The organism is Rhizobium sp. Rhizsp82, from assembly GCF_047325115.1.
Lineage (GTDB): Bacteria > Pseudomonadota > Alphaproteobacteria > Rhizobiales > Rhizobiaceae > Rhizobium.
In genome coordinates, this window is sequence record NZ_CP168571.1 from 1,539,986 (window position 1) to 1,556,034 (window position 16,049).

The following is a 16,049-nucleotide window of genomic DNA, read 5'->3' on the forward strand; positions in this document are numbered from 1 at the left end:
GTGGATATCTGACATCGACCCGGGAACCCGAACTCCAACATATTGGGAGATACCGAAGTCCATTGGGTCACTCAGGAAACTCGTCTGCGAGACGGAAAGATCTTGTTGGTGTGCGAGGATGGAATTGGCTGGGCTTTCGATGAACTTTGGGCGGCGTCGCTTGACCACGCCCCCCAGGGCGGTCCTTCTATCTGAGAACAGACGCTCCGTACGTCTTTCCTGCGAATTTAGGAATTGGTTTGATCCCTCGTGGCGCTGCTGGCGCTTTTGCGCTCGTGTTTCGGCTCTCCTCAGCGATCCTGTCCACGACACATTCCGCCCAGCTGAGGATATGCTTGATTACGGCGTCTTTGAGATCGCTCAGGCTGCGATCAGTTGGCTGGAGAGCATCCGTGTAGGCCCGCCCCGGATGAAAGGTGTCGAAAGCTGAGCGCCGCTGCGTCTCGCGCGTATTGCCCGGCTGTTTGTTGCCAAAACCAGGCAATGCAGCGTTCCATAAGGGAGCATAGAGTTTGATGAGCGCTTGTTCGACCGACTCCACCTTTCCCCACGGCAGTCTGATAAAGCGCACTTCGAAGTCGTTTACATCGAGGTCGCGCAAGACGGTGATTGATCGACGGTGGCGGCCAACGCGCTCGGCGCCGGCCCGCGCCTCCCCGCCAACTTTCAACGCCCACGCTTTTCCAAGGTAAATGGGGTAGACTCGCGCACCAACTCGGTTTGCTACAGAGATAGGTGCATATGTCGGAAACTGTCCTCTGTAGACGAGTGCGTAAACGCCTTGGCCTCTGATCTCACCGGAATTCGCCAGGGGAAATGCCGGAGCGTTTTCCAGCAGGTCAATTAGACGCTTTTCGCTCTTTGTAAGACGACGAGACTTTTTCTCGGTGCGGGGGCGACGAGAGATTACCTTTGAATTCCTGGATGTCATGAAGATGCCGACAACGCTGTCGGTCCGATACGATACCCAAGTGTGGTTCCGATTTTGTTGCCCCGTCAAGTCAGAGTGCAACATTTTATGCAGTCGGCACTTAAGCCTGTCGGAATCGGTAATGGAATCTGTCATGGATGACGGCGTCGTCTACAGCAAAATTAACGATCGACTTGCATTATGCAATTCACATGGTAACAAGCTTTGAACAGTCATCCACCCACAGAGCAATTATATGGGACCGCCCGCGACACAGGTTAATGTTCCTCAATTGGTCCCGCTGGATGCCATCTGGTGCGGCGCGGCAGATTTCGGGAGCGCGGATGCCTCAGAAGGCTGCTTTTGTGGAGACGCCGGTGCCTTTGTAATCAAGGGCGCCACAACAGATCCGCACATCCCGCATTCCGAATGGTTTTGCTCGTCGCTCGCGCAGATAGTTGGTGTGCCGCAGGTCCCATATAGTCTCGTGCGGCACACAGATGGCAGCTTACATTTCGGCTCTCTGTGGATGAAGGGCAAAACACCTGACTGGTGGACGCTTGCTCTCGCCGGAGCAATAGACTTTGCCTCGCTTGCCGACGATCTTGCCAAAATCTACGTGTTTGACCTCTTTATCAATAATGAAGATAGGCACGTTAATAACTTTATGGTCGTCCCTGAAGGGCAAGGTCACCGCGTGTACTCTTTCGACTACTCGCGAGCTTGGCTTGTGAACGGCTTTCCTCTTCCTGACGCAATCATGAGCGATGCCAATATCGCGACAGTCAACATCAAGTCATGGTTGCTTTCTAACTTTGGAGCATTCATCTCCATGGACGTCGCGAACGTAATCCTGGACAGGATCGCGGGGATCGATGAGGCCACTATAAGGCGGATCATCGGCGACCATCCCAGGGATTGGTTGACCCAAGCAAACGAGGATGCGATCATCGAATGGTGGACTTCAGGAATGGCGACAGCCAGGGTTGAGACAATTAGGGCTGGGCTTCAAAATGGCGACTTCTTATAAATTTTCGGTCATCCAGGCTCGCCCGGATGCAATGCGTGGCGAGCGTGTGAACGTCGGCGTCGTAGTGCACGGTCCTCGTGGCCTGGAGGTGCGCATGCCCGAAATTCGTAAACTTGCGCATTTGACCGGCCACCGTTGGGAAAAGATTGCCGACGCATACCGTCACAGCCTGGAAAGGACTGCTGATCAGGTTATCGATGACTTGCGGGGCGATACCGGCCTTTCGCGGCGCTCTATCCAGAGCGAGGTTTTCATTCTCGGCAGACCGGGCGAGATCAGAGCTAAGTCTGAAGATGAGTATGAACTCGCCGTCAAGCGTATCCTAACAACATTTGTTGAAAAGCCAACATTGTCCCGCACCGAGAGGCAACAGAGGATCAATACCGAAATAACCGCAATGCTTCGTCAGGTAGGCGTGCTTGCGCGACGCGGACAGAAGCTCGAAGACGGCAAAGTCATTACGAGATTCACGGTCTCTGAAGAGAAAGATATCGTAGCCGATTTCGCCTACAAGTCGGGCAAATTGAAAGTTGTCTCAACGCTGGAACTGAGGGGCATCTCGGGTGCCGTGCATGCAAAGGCATGTGAAAAGGGCGCCACGCTTTACTTTGCAAAACAGCGGTTTGGCGATGAGGTAAAGCCGCTAGGTGTATTCGCGGCGACCAGCGAAGAGGCTGAGGTCCATAAGGGCGAGATTGAAATTCTAAAAAGCTTCGCCGACGGCAACGCATTCAACTGGATGGATGCTCAGGACCAGCAAAAATTTAAAGCAGCGTTATACTAGGTATGCGACCCTTCGCGCAGGCGGGCTGGCGGGAGACGACGATCGAAACTCAGTCTCTTACAAGGGCTGACAGAATCTTTTGAGGAAGGGTGCCGCTCACGGCGAAGAAGAACTCGTCTTCGGCCTGCTCCTTGGTGTCGTGAAGTGAAGGTGGCAGTGCCAGAGTCCGACCCGCTTTACGGATTTTGCCGTGTGCTTTCCACTTCTCTCCCACCGCTTCCAGTGAGTAAACCACGCCCAATCGGTGCAACACTACCTTCAGGAGCTCTTTGAGAGGCCTGCGCAAAACGCCCTTCCCTTTAAGGATCGTCATGTCCAAGCGGTATGCCGCATCATTTTTTATTTCCTGCGATGAGATAGTTGTAGGCTGTTTCATTAATTGGTTTCCGGGTGGGGACTCTTCCCCAAAGCAAGGCTGGAGACATAATGCCCAAGGTGAAGCGTTGCTAGTTGCAAGGGACCATAACTGTCACATGCTGACATGGCATCTGAGATAGGCGGGGAGCACGTCATTGATCTGCGCAACGGCAGCTGCAAAGCTGAGGTGTTTTATTACAGGAACGAGCACCGCGATTTCTAATAAAGCTTCATTCAGCCCACGCTCACTGAGCTGGTCTTGTTTGACTGAAGTCAGGATTTTCTCGTAGCGCCGCTTGGGATCAAACAGCCTGATTAAACGCGGCGCGTCTAGATGATAGGGATCGACGTCACCGTTGGCCTCGTAAAGTAAGACCTCGGAAGACCCCGGGTAGTCGCTTGGTTCCCGAGCTTTAGACGTGGTCGTCCAGACCACCACATCCTTCGCAGCCAGGTGCGTCATGGCAAATTCATTGACCGCGTCTTCAACGTGGACCGCACTCGATCGCAAGGTGCCATCGAGGCTAGTGACTGTGTAGGTACTCATGCGTGCTGCTAAATTGCGCTAGGAGAATTGTTGCGCCAACCGCGCCGGACCGCAAGTCGTGATCGGCCGTGCGGAGAAATTTATTCGTCGTCGAGCACGCCGCCCTTGGCAAGGAACTTGCGGCCTTTCTCGGACGTCGCTTTAGCAAAGGAAATTCGGAACAATTCGCCGTTTAACTCAACGCGGAGCTCGCCAGCCAAGCGCAACCTTTCAAGGAAACTTGTCAACTCCTTGTTGCTCGCGTCTATCTTTATTACGTCGTTGCAGCGCATCAGTCAGACGATCAATTTTGGCTGAGATTTCCTTACCACGGGCAGTTTTCCCGGAATAGTGAAAAATCCGCCATCTGTATGCCCTTGGGCGTGACGCGCCCATGCAAATCATCGCTGTAAGTTAGGCTGATACCCGAGACCGCCAACAATCTTTGCCTGAAAATCCTTGAAGACTTGGGACTCTCGCTCCCAGGCCTTTCTCAATGTTTGGTCGCTGAGAAGAGGAGCGCTTGTCACGAACCGCTCCGAATACTGATCATAAAGACTTTTAAAAAACTTAGAGAGGTGGAGATCGCTGTTCGGTTCCGGAAACGCTTCGAAAACGCTACCGGCAGCGGTGCCGCGCGGTTCGATCATCACCAATGTGATTGCTTCGTACCGGCTGATCTCATCGCGTACGCCTCGGCGTCCGGTCATTTCCGACAACGCGCGGGCGAACCGTTCGATCCCGTCATTTACTTCGTTGTTTCCTTTGAACGCCAGATCGTTCTTCTTTCGCATCCCGCCCCTGACCTTATCACCCGCAGATTCTGGGGTCTCGGCGGCGGCATCATCTTTGGCGGGCAGTCTTGGAGCGCTGGAAACATCAACATCATCGCGGTTTGCGCGAAGAACAGCCAGATATCCCAGCACGAGCGCTGGATACGTAATATGGAGGTTTGTGCACTCGCCTATGGTCTCCTCCAACCTATTGGAAAGGTTCCGAAAAGCTTTCGTAACCCCTTTGCACGAAACCGCCAGAACTGGACCCAGGCCGGGAGCACTCACAACAACATCCACGTTCTTCGTCTTAAGCCCGCCGAGAATTGTCTGCTCGTTTCCTGTTGCCAATTCCGGCGCAAACTCGAGGAAATGTTTGTAAACGCCCTTCTTCTTTGTCGAAACCCGCCTGAACGGCGGCCTTGGCGTGATCCACTCAGGGTCAAAACCTCCCTCCAGGACAAGACGCGATGCTACATACCAGTGGATAGGCTTGATGTGTCCAGCGGATTGGGTCTTCCCTGTGTGTGTAGCAAAAGCTTTGAAAGCCTCAGCCTCGGAAGTCCACTGACACACTGGCGACGTTGTCTTAGGCATGATGCCGCCAGGACCTGAGTTCGAGGGTAGCCGCCTCTAGAACCGCACATTGCGCATTCGATTTATTCGGAAGAATCAAACGAGCTGCTTCCCTTGGCTCGAGCTTTAGCATTCCACCTCCGAGCGGATGGCCTTCCAGCTCGGCGCTCAGCTGCACGGCATCCGAATTCCATCTATCCATAAAGCGAACGGCATTCTTCGACTTGAAGCGGACAGCATGGACCGAATTTGTGCAAGAACATTGGGCATCGTTGCGAACGAGATTCGGTGTTACACCAGACATGTATGTCAAGAAAAAATCGGGTATGTTAACATCTGGTACCGAGTACCAAGGATCGCGACTTCTGCACTTATACGCGGAACTTGCCTGCTTGGCTTCGCTGGTTTCCAAGTAGGATTTGACCGCCGCGGGAAGATCCGACGTCTTTGGAAGACGAAGCAGCAGGAATGGCTCGTCGCTCTCAAACCAACGCCGAACATCCTCATCGGAAACGGTCCCCGAGGGAAGTGAGCGTCCATTACGGACTGTTGTCTGAAGAAATTGAGAAGGGATGCTCGCCTTGGCCGCCTCACTTGGCCGCAAGTGGAAATAATCGTTTGCCCCTGTGACGTAACCAATTCCGACTGATGCGATATCCCCCAGCGAAACTGTGTCTGAGAGTGACTTGAGGTCGAGATAGAGATCGCGTGCGTCGTCGGACAGGAGATACGGGCGCAACCTTCCGGACCACCTGGAATGCAGCTCCTGCACGGATACCATTCGCGTAACGGGCGGCGGCACTTCGCCTGCATCGAACTGCTCGACAACACTTAAGGCGATTTCGTTCGTCGATGAGCCGTACTCATCCGCGTAGAGCAGCCAGCAATCTTCAGATAGCTGAGGGAAGAGCTTTTTCCGGATCGCCACCACTTGTACAAGCGCGAAGCTGTCCGTCAAGAATCTTAGAAGAGGCTTGGCGTATGTCGCGTGCCCGATTTCCGCCGGGACGACAAACGCCATGCGTCCGCCCTGCTGCAAGACGCTCGCTGCCGCAATCACGAAGGGAGCCCACGAAGACGCCAGTCCCGATAATTCGACACCTAGTTTGCTGCATAGGTTGGCCGCACGTGACCGAACATCGCCTGTAAATGTTTGGTATCGAATGAAGGGTGGATTACCTGCTACACAGTCGAATCGTTCCTGCGTCTCAGAGGCCCAGGCAAAGAAATCACCTTCATGAACCAGCGCCCACGGCGCACGGTTTATTGCTAGGCGTGCACTCTCCGCGTCTTGCTCAATGCCAACGGAGTTCCGGTGACGTGAAATGAACTCACCGTCACCGCAGGAAGGGTCAAGCAGCCTGTCGTCGTCCTTGTGAACTGCCCACTTCACCAAGCTTGCGGCAACCTGCGGCGGCGTGAAGTATGCGCCAGAAAGTTTCTGTCGCGTGTTTCGTCCTGTCATTCTGCTTCCAGGCATCGGATCTAATCGAATCGTTGCAGAAATATTGCGTCTTGGCGGAGCCTTAAGGAAGACGTTTTTTTGCGGTTTGCCATTTGTTGCGTGGCTTTTCCGCATCTCGTCGATCCTGCCGTAGTCCAAGACGGCATTTTCAAGGGAGCGTGACCGTGTGTATGCTCAGCGAACCAGGTTATCTGACAGATTGCTCACGAAAGATCGGAAGCATTAACCAGTCGTTTACCAAACCGCTCCACGCTCCTGTCAGCACAGGAGCGCAGTGATGGACGGTGCATTTCTGCTTGATACCAGCGTCATTAGTGAGACCAGCAAGAAATATCCTCGTCCTGAGGTGATCCACTTTCTGGAAGATGCAGAGACACTCATCCTTCCACTTGGAACGCTGCTCGAAATGCAGATGGGGATCCAGAAGGTCGCAGTGACGAACCCGACTAAGGCCGTGAAGCTAAGCATATGGTACAGCGAGCTCACAAATGGCGAGATCGAAATCATGCCGAGCGGGCCGGATGTTGCCGACAAGTGGGCTGTGCTCGCCGTAGATCCACGGCTCCATACACTCACGATTAATCAATATTCACAAGGCCGGCCCCGGGGAGGCCAAGATCTGCACATCGCCGCAGCGTCGTTGGCATCAGGCATCCCGATCGCTACGTTCAACGTTAGAGATTTCGTCCTGATCAACGAACACTACCCCCTGCCCGGCATCTACGATCCCGCAACGGGTATCTGGCACGCAAAGGCCGATCTGGAACGAACCGAAATAACGCCGCCGCAGCTAGGCCCTGCAAACAGCAACCACGAGCCGCGCCGCGAACTAAAGTTCCTGATGACCTGCTGACGCGGTGGCTGTGGGCTTGCACCGGACAAACCACGAGTTAATCTGGGTACACAGATTAATAGGTACGCTGATAGGGAACGTGGGTGCCAACTGGTAGATTAAAGTTTTTTGATGCGGGCAAGGGCTATGGCTTCATAGTCCCAGATGCCGGAGGGCCGGATATCTACTTGTCCGCTCGGGCAGTCGAGCAATCGAAACTGCCCACTCTCAAATCTGGCGACCGCTTGCATTTCGAGTTGCGCGTGACAGGACCAAAGCGGACTGCCGTCAGTCTGACAAAGGCGGCATCCCTCGAAGAAGTGGTGGCTGACTTCGAGGAAGAATGGGGTCTGAAGCCGTCTGAGTGACCAACTTATTTTAGTGAATTTTTCGCACTGACAGCTATTAGCGCATCCGCCAGCGCCAGCTTCACGATGGATTGTGCTTTGGCTGTGGAATTCGACTGCTTAAGAAACTTGTCGTAAGCTGCCGGCGCACCTTCGGTTTTGTCGATTTCATGAAAATCTTAAAAAACATGTGCTGTCTCCACCAGTATCGCAAAATGATAGGCGAGCGGGCTCCTGCAGTCAAGGTTGATTGCGGCGCCGTTGGAGCGCTCAACCAATGACTGAAAATGTGTGTGCGCCGACTGCGTTAGCCCTGCAAGAGCGCCGTAATCATTCTCTTGGCGGGTCCCTTTTCGGGAGACCTAAACTGGCCCGCGTTTAAGCTCTCAGGCAGTCCCAGCAAACGGATATCTCGCGATTTTCTAACCTGTCCCCATAACCCAAAAAACGCTTTACACGCTGCCGCACTTCTAATCGTCGCCATCAGGAATGAACAGTTCGTCTCGGACCGACATTGGGCTGCCGCTAATCTCGCGACGTCGATTGAGGTGGAGATCCACCAGCCGCCGAACGTCCCCGCCAATCCGCCTGGGTACGAGTATAAGTTCAGCATCCAACGCGCCGCATAACGCGCTCAGCGTTGCCGTTTCCGGGTTCGCTCTACCAGATTCAATGGCCGACACTTTCGCCTGTGTCGTGCCCGCCAAGTCAGCGACTTCCGCCTGGCTCTTATTTCGCGCCAACCGAAGTACCTTGAACATTGTCAGATCGACCGAAAATATCATAGCAGATCCTCTTATCTCGTATGCGATATAACACGCCTTGATTATACCCTTAAAGGGATATTTGGGACTTTTGCCAGACGCGGAAACCGGTGCCATCAGGCTCGCCGCGCACCCGTGTTAACCATATTTTAACAAAGTTTTCGCCGGTCGCTGGACAACCTTTTTCGACAGTGGCAGTTGTCTAACGATCGAACGCAGGAGCTTGATCATGACAGCTTATGACAGGGTTATACACCTATAAAGGTGCCAGGTTGGCATTGCCGACTGCTTCATGTCATTCGTCATTTGGATCCGAGTTATGCTTCTCTTCGCTACACCTCATCATCTTTGCACTCCCCTGGACATATGCTTGCCAGCATAACCGAGGTCGTTTCCGCGCGATCCCCGGTTTCCGTCTGATCCCTGAGGCTTGGCTGCCTCTGGAAACGTAAGCGCGATGCGCAACGGAGGGGCATATGAAGGTAGCTCAGTTTGTAATTAATGCGATCCATGACACCCGTCAGGGTATCGATACCATCGGCATGCCGTGGGAACGCAAAACCCACTACGCAAAGATCGATCCGAACACCGATGTGGTCGCGGTACCGATCGACGCTGAACGCGAGGGCGGTGTCGTCGACACCACGGGACGGAGCTATCACATAGCGGACTGACCGTTCACTGGCGCTGCCAGCCGGAGAAGATTGAGACTGGCCGTAATATTTCTGCCCGCGCCGAAAAGGACGGGGCGGAGAACGGTCACGTCATGACGACAGCGTCAGCTCGTGTCGTCCAGACTATTCCCACGACTAAGACCGCGCACGCAACAGAGAGCATGCTCGAAGCCGATGCATTGCTCGTCCTTGTCGCCCGTTCGATGCGGAAGGGACGCTCTCCCGTCGTGCGCGTCCAGACGCAGGTCCTCGTCAAATACACAATTGGCTCCGTGAACAAGAAGCACTGGTTTGACCTGGTGTTGACCTATGCGGACGGCCGCACTGGCTACTACGCAATCAAGAAGGAGGGAGATGGGCATCTCGTAGAGCACGAGATTGAACTAATTGATAACCAAGTTTTTGCAACCTCACGCTGTTTTGCACGATACGTGACGAGCGACATGCTTCCGAAACCTCAGGTTAACCTGGCTCGTGAATTCATGCGTTCACTCGAAGTGTCTAATTCGGTGCTGAACAATGCCATCGTAACCAAGCTTAAAGCCAATGGCGGCCGTGCCACCGTGCACACGCTGCTAACTGATCTCACTGCCGGATACACCTACGCAGACGGGTGGACAGCGATCCACCAGCTCATGGGAACCGGTCTCATCAATCACGATCACCCTTCAGGCGGGGCTGCTTCTATCGCAGCGCGGTCATGGGTGAGCTTTGCCAAAGGACAGAAGCATGACACAGCACGCGCAGCTTAACACCGCACTCGAAAATCAGAGCTTCACCAAACACCTCATCGGTTTCGAAGACCGAATCTGGTACCAGGACCTGTTCTTCGATGTCGAGCAAATGGATGACGAAGGCATCGCAATTAAAACCTGCGCTGAAGAGGAAACCCGACGCACGGTCACAATCAGCTTCCAGGAGCTGGACCGCTTGATTGGTCTCGGAAAGCTTGAAGTCGACAGCGGTTATTACGACGGCCTGAAAGCTCTGGAGCGGGGCAAGAAGCTACAGACGACTGACCTCGCTGCAGACACGATCCTCCGGTCGCGGATGGTCGGCCAGTTCATCGAGGAAGAGCAGAACTCTCTATCCGGCGGAAAGAAACTCGGGCGTTCCGACAAGAACATTATCGATTTCATCGAGCGCTTCGAGAAGCAGAACACGGATCTGCTCCCCAAGCCCCGCGGCGGCAAAAAGGTCCCCAGCTACCGGGACAAAGGTCTGGTGGGTCCGCGTCAGTTCAGACGCCTCCTGCAACGCTTCGAGCAAGGTGCATTCATCCCCGCGTCCCTTACGCCCCGGTATAAAGGTCGGAAAACGGACGACACGAAATGGACCGCAGAGGAGATGCAATACCATCTGCGGTTCGCGAGAGCCTACCAATCCACCAAGCGACCAACGCAGAAGGCTTGCTACGAAGACCTGCTTGCGGAACAAGCCAGAAGAAAGGAACGAGGCCAGCCCGAGCTGAAAATTCCTTCACTCAGAACGTTCCAGCGGATTATCCGAAGCTTCGGCGATTTTGAGAACGAATACGCCCGCACCGAGAATAAGATGCGCGTGCTACGGAAGTACGCGATGGCGGGCAAGGGGCTTCTCGCCTCAAAGCCGTTGGAAATCGTCGAAATGGACGAGCACCGCGTCGACCTAGTGCGATTGCTCGTTAGAAATGGCATCTGGGATTATCTGCATCCAGAAATCCAGGCTCGTATTGAGAAGAACCGACGCCCGTGGTTCTCCGTTGCAATCGATGTTTACTCGCGATCGATCTGCGCAGCGAAACTTATTTATGGCACCCCCGATGCCTCCACCGCCGTGGCTACGCTAGCAATGGTGGCTCGCAGCAAAACGGCATACGCGAAGTCTCTCGGCGCGAACACCGACTGGCCTCAGTCCGGGACGCCTGAAATCATCCACACAGACGCCGGTTCCGCTTACGTCAGCGCCGAATTCCAGGCAGCCGCATATTCGCTAACCGGGCGGCATGCGATTTTGCCTGCAAAGCGGCCAAACCTTCGAGGACGAGTGGAACGCTTCTTCCGCACGTTGAACCAAAGGTACATGCATTTATTCAGCGGCCAAACTTTCTCTAACGTCCTGCTAAGGGATCAGTACGATTCCGAAGCGCATGCGAGCATGACCACGGAGCTCCTGAACGACCTCCTGATTCGATTGATCGTTGACTGCTATCACAACACCCCGCATCGCGCCCTCCTTGGAGCGACGCCGTTGCAGATTTGGTATCGTGGTAGCCAGCTCGCGCACGGGGCCATCAAACCGGTGCCCCCGGCGGCAAAGTACCGCGATATTTTTGGCATCACCGATACTCGTGTTATCGGCGACAATGGCATCGAGATCCTCGGGCTACCCTTCGTCAGCCCGCAGCTCCGGGCCCTCAGGAAGCAGTGGCGGCGGTCCACGCTGCTCATCCGCGTGAATGATCAGGACCTTTCCGAAATCTCCGTGAAACATTTGAGGTTGGATCGCTGGATGACAGTTCCTGCAGTCTTTGAGGGTCTCGAAGGCGTCACGATCGCCGAGTGGATTGCCGCTGTTCGCTATATCAAGCGTCGTTTCAAGACGGAAGGAGCCCTCGATTGGGAAGTGGCCCGTAAAGCCATCGAGGTCGTAAAGGAGTCAGCACAGGCTGCGGAGCTCGAACATGGTATCCGCAGCCATGCAATGAATGGAGCCGATTTACGGCGCGTCGAAGAAAACGAGACGGCGGAGATCCAATTCTCGAAGAAGATCCCCTTCGATACCGGCGAGCAACCCGAGGAAATTGACTTCCTGGTCGGTGATGACGGCGCCGAGCTAGTCGTGGATACGGGCCAGGAAGTCATTCCCCCGGACCGTACCGAAGCGGCTTCCGACATCGACGACGATTTCGATCCGCTGGACCCCTCGCCTGAACAGCAGTCACGCATGGCGGCGGTGGAGGCTGCGGAGGCGAAGGACAAGCCGCCAGCACCTCCTCGAACCGACGCCACTGCAAGTGTCCAGCCTCCAGCTCAACCGAAGAGCCGGAGCATCAAGATCATCCGCAAGAACAAGGAAACTGACAAATGATCGACGAGCAAAGAGCAGCCGTACGGGCCAGTATGCGCTCACAACTTATTTCTGTCTCCGGCGAAACGCTGCTGAGACGTGGACGTATTCTGGAAGAGCTTCGGGCCATTCATGTCGAAACTTCGAGCGACGAAAAGTTTAAGCACGAGCTCGACCGACTTGTGGCGCATCTCAGCGTGGAAGACGTACAGGAAGGATATGCCCTAGTGGTAACGGGTTTGTCCGGCGCTGGCAAGACAACGATTATCAAGCATCACGTCTCCGAACATCGGGCGTTTCGAACTTTCAAAGATGAGCATGGGAGAGACATCAACCGCGCTCTGTTCGTACAGACGCCCGCAGGCTGCACTATGAAGAGCTTGGGTGAAGCAATTCTCGCACGCACCGGCTACCGACTTGCACGCGAGCTTTCAGATGTTGCGATTTGGCGGCAGGTCTCCGAGATGCTGTTCAAGCAGCGCTATCAGGTCATCATCTTTGACGAATTCCAACACGCTCTCACGGCCCCGACGAGCAAGGGCGTCGGCCACGTCACAGATACCGTCAAAACTCTGATGCAAGACGCTTCGTGGCCCATTTGGGTGATCGCTAGCGGCGTCCCCCAGGTCCAGGATCTAATCGAGCGCGACAAGTGGGATCAAATGAGCAGGCGGGCGCCGGTGCTGCATATCGATTCACTCGAGTTTGCGACGAACGATAGCGAAGGAGATGTCGAAAGCGTCATCGCGGTGTTGGAAACGTTGGCAGACGTCGCAGGACTTAAGATCGCGATTGCTCTGGAGCGGGAGTTTATTCACCGCCTCATCCACGGCGGCGCTAGCCGATGGGGCATGACTATCCAGCTCATCAAATTAACTATCGAATCCGTCTTGTTTAGCGAGGAATACGAAAGCCCGGATTTCCTGCATGAGCTTCGGTACGAACACTTCGTCACCGGGTACCGGATGCTGTCCAACTGCAAGCCAGATACCAACGTGTTCCTCAGCGACCGATGGTACGAGATTCAGCGCGAGGTGACACCCGACAAAAAGCTGGCGACGATCAGCGGCCCATCGCCATCAGCAGAGAGAAAGGCGCGTCGAAAGGTGCGTGACAATCATGCTTAGTATTCCTCTGCACGATGACGAAGTCCTGAACAGCTATGTATCGCGCCTAGCGTATGCTCATGGAACTTATCGCATGCGGACATTTTGCCGGGACGTTGGTCTGAATGGCAGCAAGCTGAAATATGGCGACGAGGATGAGGTCCGCAAGCTTGCGGAGCTTGTTGAGATGCCAGCTCAACGTCTCCTCGATGCTGCCGTCGTATCCCGCATAGGGAAACCTGTCCAATTGAGGGGGCACAAGTTCAACAGTCACAATCTGAAACGGGAATACTTTCGTCTATGCCCGCATTGCCTCGTTGACGATCTGGCCTCCCCCTCCCCGTTTCCGGGTAGCCAAACTTACTATCGAGCTATCTGGTTCTTGCCGCAGGTGGAAACTTGCCTCGTTCACAACAAGAAAATTATCGAGATCGAGCAACTTGGAAGTCTTGAGAATGCTAGCCATGACTTCTGCAGCCTATTAGGCAATCTTCCCGACGGTGTGCCTGCGCTGACAGCTCTATCCACCGACTTGCTGCCTACCGAATGCGAAAGGTATATTGCGGCGAGGCTCGCAGGCGATACTGGTTCGTGCAAATTTCTGGACGACCTCAGCCTTGAGGCAGTCTTCAACATGTGTTTGCGCTTCGGTCTAGCCGCTATGTACGGCCGAAAGGCAAACCCGCGAAAACTCCAGCGAGAGCAAGTGAATTTTGCTCGCAATGTTGGCTTTCAGCACCTGCGGAACGGCGAGAGCGGTGCGTTCACCGTGCTGGAAAAGCTATCAAAGGAATCTGGTAAGCCCGCATACTCGGCGCGTGGCAGCTATGGCACGCTTTATGCAGCGCTAAATACGAGCCACCAGTCAACCGAATACCATCAGTTCAGAGACCTCATCAAGAAGCACGCGCTCCAGCGAACCGTTCTGGAAGGAACTGAATTATTCGATTCTTTCACGGCCGGAAATTCAGTTCGGCTGCGTGATGTCGCGTCCGAGCTTGGCGTCTCGACCGCCCAAGTAAGAGCGACAATTAAACGGCGCGGCAAGGCCGAAGCGCTGGCTGACCGAATGGGTGTCATTCGAACCAATCTCAAGCATGAGATTGAGGAACATCTGAATTCCGCCTGGTTGCTTTCAGAGGCGGCCGATTATTTGGGATGCCATGCCCATAGAGCAGGCACTCTGCGTAGGGCTGGTATTATCGAAAAAGGGCCGGGACACACCTGCCACACGTGTGACAAACGGCAAATTCTAGATTTAGAGCTGCGTCTGCGCTCCATTGCCAATACCGAACCAACAGCCTCCCATGTGCCGATCGAGAAAGCCGCTTGGACAAGCAAGACTGGGTACGCAGAAATTGTCCGATTGATCCTGGAAGGCAAACTCCGCTCAGTCGGCTCAGTACCCGGTATGCCGATCTTGCCTTCGCTTCGAGTGGATGTCGATGAAATCAATGCGTGCTACTTCCCGCCTGGCACCATGCCAATGCTCCGCGCCGCCAGTGCCCTGCATCTTAGCAGTCACGGTATCGTCGCCTTGCTGAAACAAGGAGCCGTCAAGGCTTTCAAATTGCCCTACCCACGAGCGAAGAATTGGGCCGTAGATATCGGCGACGTTGAGAGGTTCAGGCGAAACTTCATCTCACTTTTCGAGTGCCATGAGATTAGCGGACTACCAGTGAGGGTTCTGACCCACATCGCGAGACGGAATGGTATTCTGCCGACATATCCAAGTGAAAAGGGGTCGCAAGCAATTTACCGACGAGAGGACGCATCTGCTTTTTTGAACTTGGACGGTGAGATTCTGCTGGCCGATTGAAGCTCATCGCTCCCGAGCACGATCCCTCTCGTCTCGCTGCTGGTCGGCTTTTGGCGTGGGGAGCGCAACGTCGGCTACGAGCCGACGTTTGTCACTTTCTTCTTTTGGCTTGGCTTAACGTTGCTCATCGCATATCTAGCCATATACTTTAAGTGGAGTTCTATCTCAGGATTTTGAGTCGCTCGTTGGCAATGGCCGCCAATTGAAGGTCCGATATCCACGCAGCCGCTTTGCCGTGCCTTGGTTCGGCAGAGCTTTCCGCCTAAAATGCATTGCGTAGAACAAGCCGCACCACGCGAGCCCCCATGCAATTAGCGCAATCAACGCAAACCGCCCGGTTGTATTTAGAAAAAAGGTAATGGATGACCCGGCGAAGACGAGCATCGCGGTCGGCCCAACGATTGCTCCTCCTTTAGCTGGAAACATCGTTTTGATGCCTTGTAATGGTATTCGGCTTTTCATTCTGTAACTCCAAAATCTCTGCGTATTGTTGATTGTGATTCTGGTCGGCGCAAGTCGCGAGCTTCACCAATAATGGAGAAGTCGAGAATTTCGAACAGGCGGGGCCATGGCGCGAGCAAGACCGATCGTACCGCATCATGTAGCGTCTTGCCGCCGACAGAAAACGAGTCGACAATTAAGGTCTTCAATGTGAGAAGAACTCTTTGCGAGAACGTTTCATCACAATTATGTCGGACGCAATAGCGGCGGCTCGTCAAACAGAAAGGTTCAGGTCTCTAACCGAGTTTCGCATAGGTATTCTTGTTCGTTGCGCCGAACTTGGAGACACCAAGGGTCTTGGGACATGGCTTGAAAGAATTCGCAGCGACTCAAGGTTGGAACTAAGCGATGAAGATATGAACGTCGTCGTCGCAGCCGAGTACATTTTTTCGTCATGGAAAACGGTGGAACGGACACATGGCGAAGGCGCATTGCTGAACTACCGGCACTGCCTGACTCATTCACCATCGAAACTCATTGGGCTTACGAGGATCGAGAACGCTACCCGGTTCCAGTCCAATAGGCCGCGCGACATCA

Annotated in this window: 15 protein-coding genes; 9 read left to right on the top strand and 6 right to left on the bottom strand. The window is 54.3% G+C overall.

The window, feature by feature from the left end:
- Positions 1-187: 187 nt before the first annotated feature.
- A complete protein-coding gene (locus ACEN84_RS31325) occupies positions 188-1,066 on the bottom strand; it encodes an Eco29kI family restriction endonuclease (RefSeq protein WP_413711839.1) in 879 nt (292 codons plus the stop codon).
- Between the two features lie 100 nt (positions 1,067-1,166).
- Here ACEN84_RS31325 and ACEN84_RS31330 point away from each other — a divergent pair, with 100 nt between their 5' ends.
- Both ACEN84_RS31330 and ACEN84_RS31335 read left to right on the top strand, forming a co-directional pair.
- Complete coding sequence (locus ACEN84_RS31330; protein ID WP_413711840.1) at positions 1,167-1,940, top strand: HipA family kinase; 774 nt, start codon at positions 1,167-1,169, stop codon at positions 1,938-1,940.
- Positions 1,924-2,724 carry a hypothetical protein gene (locus ACEN84_RS31335; RefSeq protein WP_413711841.1) on the top strand — a complete coding sequence of 267 codons (801 nt, stop codon included), beginning with the start codon at positions 1,924-1,926 and terminating at the stop codon, positions 2,722-2,724. The genes ACEN84_RS31330 and ACEN84_RS31335 overlap by 17 nt, the downstream gene beginning before the upstream one ends.
- Before the next feature lie 49 nt (positions 2,725-2,773).
- On the opposite strand, the gene ACEN84_RS31340 is transcribed toward ACEN84_RS31335, so the two are convergent.
- The 4 genes from ACEN84_RS31340 to ACEN84_RS31355 all read right to left on the bottom strand — a co-directional run bounded on the left by ACEN84_RS31340 (position 2,774) and on the right by ACEN84_RS31355 (position 6,535).
- On the bottom strand, positions 2,774-3,100 hold the full coding sequence (locus ACEN84_RS31340) for a hypothetical protein (RefSeq protein WP_413711842.1): 327 nt from the start codon (positions 3,098-3,100) through the stop codon (positions 2,774-2,776).
- 93 nt (positions 3,101-3,193) lie between these two features.
- Positions 3,194-3,628, bottom strand: a complete 435-nt coding sequence (locus ACEN84_RS31345; protein ID WP_413711843.1) for a hypothetical protein — start codon at positions 3,626-3,628, stop codon at positions 3,194-3,196.
- 380 nt (positions 3,629-4,008) lie between these two features.
- The gene (locus tag ACEN84_RS31350; protein ID WP_413711844.1) at positions 4,009-4,977 is read right to left on the bottom strand and encodes a hypothetical protein; all 969 of its coding nucleotides are present in this window, start codon (positions 4,975-4,977) and stop codon (positions 4,009-4,011) included.
- Positions 4,970-6,535 (bottom strand): Eco57I restriction-modification methylase domain-containing protein, encoded by a 1,566-nt coding sequence (locus ACEN84_RS31355; protein WP_413711845.1) that lies wholly within the window; start codon positions 6,533-6,535, stop codon positions 4,970-4,972. The genes ACEN84_RS31350 and ACEN84_RS31355 overlap by 8 nt, the downstream gene beginning before the upstream one ends.
- Positions 6,536-6,698: 163 nt before the next feature.
- Between ACEN84_RS31355 and ACEN84_RS31360 the strand changes: the two genes are divergently transcribed.
- Both ACEN84_RS31360 and ACEN84_RS31365 read left to right on the top strand, forming a co-directional pair.
- The gene (locus ACEN84_RS31360) at positions 6,699-7,274 is read left to right on the top strand and encodes a PIN domain-containing protein (RefSeq protein WP_413711846.1); all 576 of its coding nucleotides are present in this window, start codon (positions 6,699-6,701) and stop codon (positions 7,272-7,274) included.
- Positions 7,275-7,357: 83 nt separating this feature from the next.
- A complete protein-coding gene (locus tag ACEN84_RS31365; RefSeq protein ID WP_413711847.1) occupies positions 7,358-7,621 on the top strand; it encodes a cold-shock protein in 264 nt (87 codons plus the stop codon).
- Positions 7,622-8,070: 449 nt separating this feature from the next.
- Here ACEN84_RS31365 and ACEN84_RS31370 read toward each other — a convergent pair whose 3' ends face one another.
- A complete protein-coding gene (locus tag ACEN84_RS31370; protein WP_413711848.1) occupies positions 8,071-8,481 on the bottom strand; it encodes a helix-turn-helix domain-containing protein in 411 nt (136 codons plus the stop codon).
- A gap of 359 nt (positions 8,482-8,840) precedes the next feature.
- Here ACEN84_RS31370 and ACEN84_RS31375 point away from each other — a divergent pair, with 359 nt between their 5' ends.
- The 5 genes from ACEN84_RS31375 (at position 8,841) to ACEN84_RS31395 (ending at position 15,011) form a co-directional block, all read left to right on the top strand.
- Entirely contained in the window at positions 8,841-9,038 is a 198-nt protein-coding gene (locus ACEN84_RS31375) for a hypothetical protein (protein ID WP_413711849.1), read from the top strand.
- Between the two features lie 92 nt (positions 9,039-9,130).
- On the top strand, positions 9,131-9,790 hold the full coding sequence (locus tag ACEN84_RS31380) for a hypothetical protein (RefSeq protein ID WP_413711850.1): 660 nt from the start codon (positions 9,131-9,133) through the stop codon (positions 9,788-9,790).
- Complete coding sequence (locus ACEN84_RS31385) at positions 9,768-12,107, top strand: transposase (protein ID WP_413711851.1); 2,340 nt, start codon at positions 9,768-9,770, stop codon at positions 12,105-12,107. The genes ACEN84_RS31380 and ACEN84_RS31385 overlap by 23 nt, the downstream gene beginning before the upstream one ends.
- Complete coding sequence (locus tag ACEN84_RS31390) at positions 12,104-13,213, top strand: TniB family NTP-binding protein (protein ID WP_413711852.1); 1,110 nt, start codon at positions 12,104-12,106, stop codon at positions 13,211-13,213. The genes ACEN84_RS31385 and ACEN84_RS31390 overlap by 4 nt, the downstream gene beginning before the upstream one ends.
- On the top strand, positions 13,206-15,011 hold the full coding sequence (locus ACEN84_RS31395; protein ID WP_413712528.1) for a TniQ family protein: 1,806 nt from the start codon (positions 13,206-13,208) through the stop codon (positions 15,009-15,011). Before ACEN84_RS31390 ends, ACEN84_RS31395 begins: the two co-directional genes overlap by 8 nt.
- Positions 15,012-16,049 lie beyond the last annotated feature (1,038 nt).

Coding starts and splice junctions, on each gene's coding strand:
- ACEN84_RS31325 (WP_413711839.1), bottom strand. CDS start 1,066: ATGACAGATTCCATTACCGATTCCGACAGGCTTAAGTGCCGACTGCAT.
- ACEN84_RS31330 (WP_413711840.1), top strand. CDS start 1,167: ATGGGACCGCCCGCGACACAGGTTAATGTTCCTCAATTGGTCCCGCTG.
- ACEN84_RS31335 (WP_413711841.1), top strand. CDS start 1,924: ATGGCGACTTCTTATAAATTTTCGGTCATCCAGGCTCGCCCGGATGCA.
- ACEN84_RS31340 (WP_413711842.1), bottom strand. CDS start 3,100: ATGAAACAGCCTACAACTATCTCATCGCAGGAAATAAAAAATGATGCG.
- ACEN84_RS31345 (WP_413711843.1), bottom strand. CDS start 3,628: ATGAGTACCTACACAGTCACTAGCCTCGATGGCACCTTGCGATCGAGT.
- ACEN84_RS31350 (WP_413711844.1), bottom strand. CDS start 4,977: ATGCCTAAGACAACGTCGCCAGTGTGTCAGTGGACTTCCGAGGCTGAG.
- ACEN84_RS31355 (WP_413711845.1), bottom strand. CDS start 6,535: ATGCGGAAAAGCCACGCAACAAATGGCAAACCGCAAAAAAACGTCTTC.
- ACEN84_RS31360 (WP_413711846.1), top strand. CDS start 6,699: ATGGACGGTGCATTTCTGCTTGATACCAGCGTCATTAGTGAGACCAGC.
- ACEN84_RS31370 (WP_413711848.1), bottom strand. CDS start 8,481: ATGGCACCGGTTTCCGCGTCTGGCAAAAGTCCCAAATATCCCTTTAAG.
- ACEN84_RS31375 (WP_413711849.1), top strand. CDS start 8,841: ATGAAGGTAGCTCAGTTTGTAATTAATGCGATCCATGACACCCGTCAG.
- ACEN84_RS31380 (WP_413711850.1), top strand. CDS start 9,131: ATGACGACAGCGTCAGCTCGTGTCGTCCAGACTATTCCCACGACTAAG.
- ACEN84_RS31385 (WP_413711851.1), top strand. CDS start 9,768: ATGACACAGCACGCGCAGCTTAACACCGCACTCGAAAATCAGAGCTTC.
- ACEN84_RS31390 (WP_413711852.1), top strand. CDS start 12,104: ATGATCGACGAGCAAAGAGCAGCCGTACGGGCCAGTATGCGCTCACAA.
- ACEN84_RS31395 (WP_413712528.1), top strand. CDS start 13,206: ATGCTTAGTATTCCTCTGCACGATGACGAAGTCCTGAACAGCTATGTA.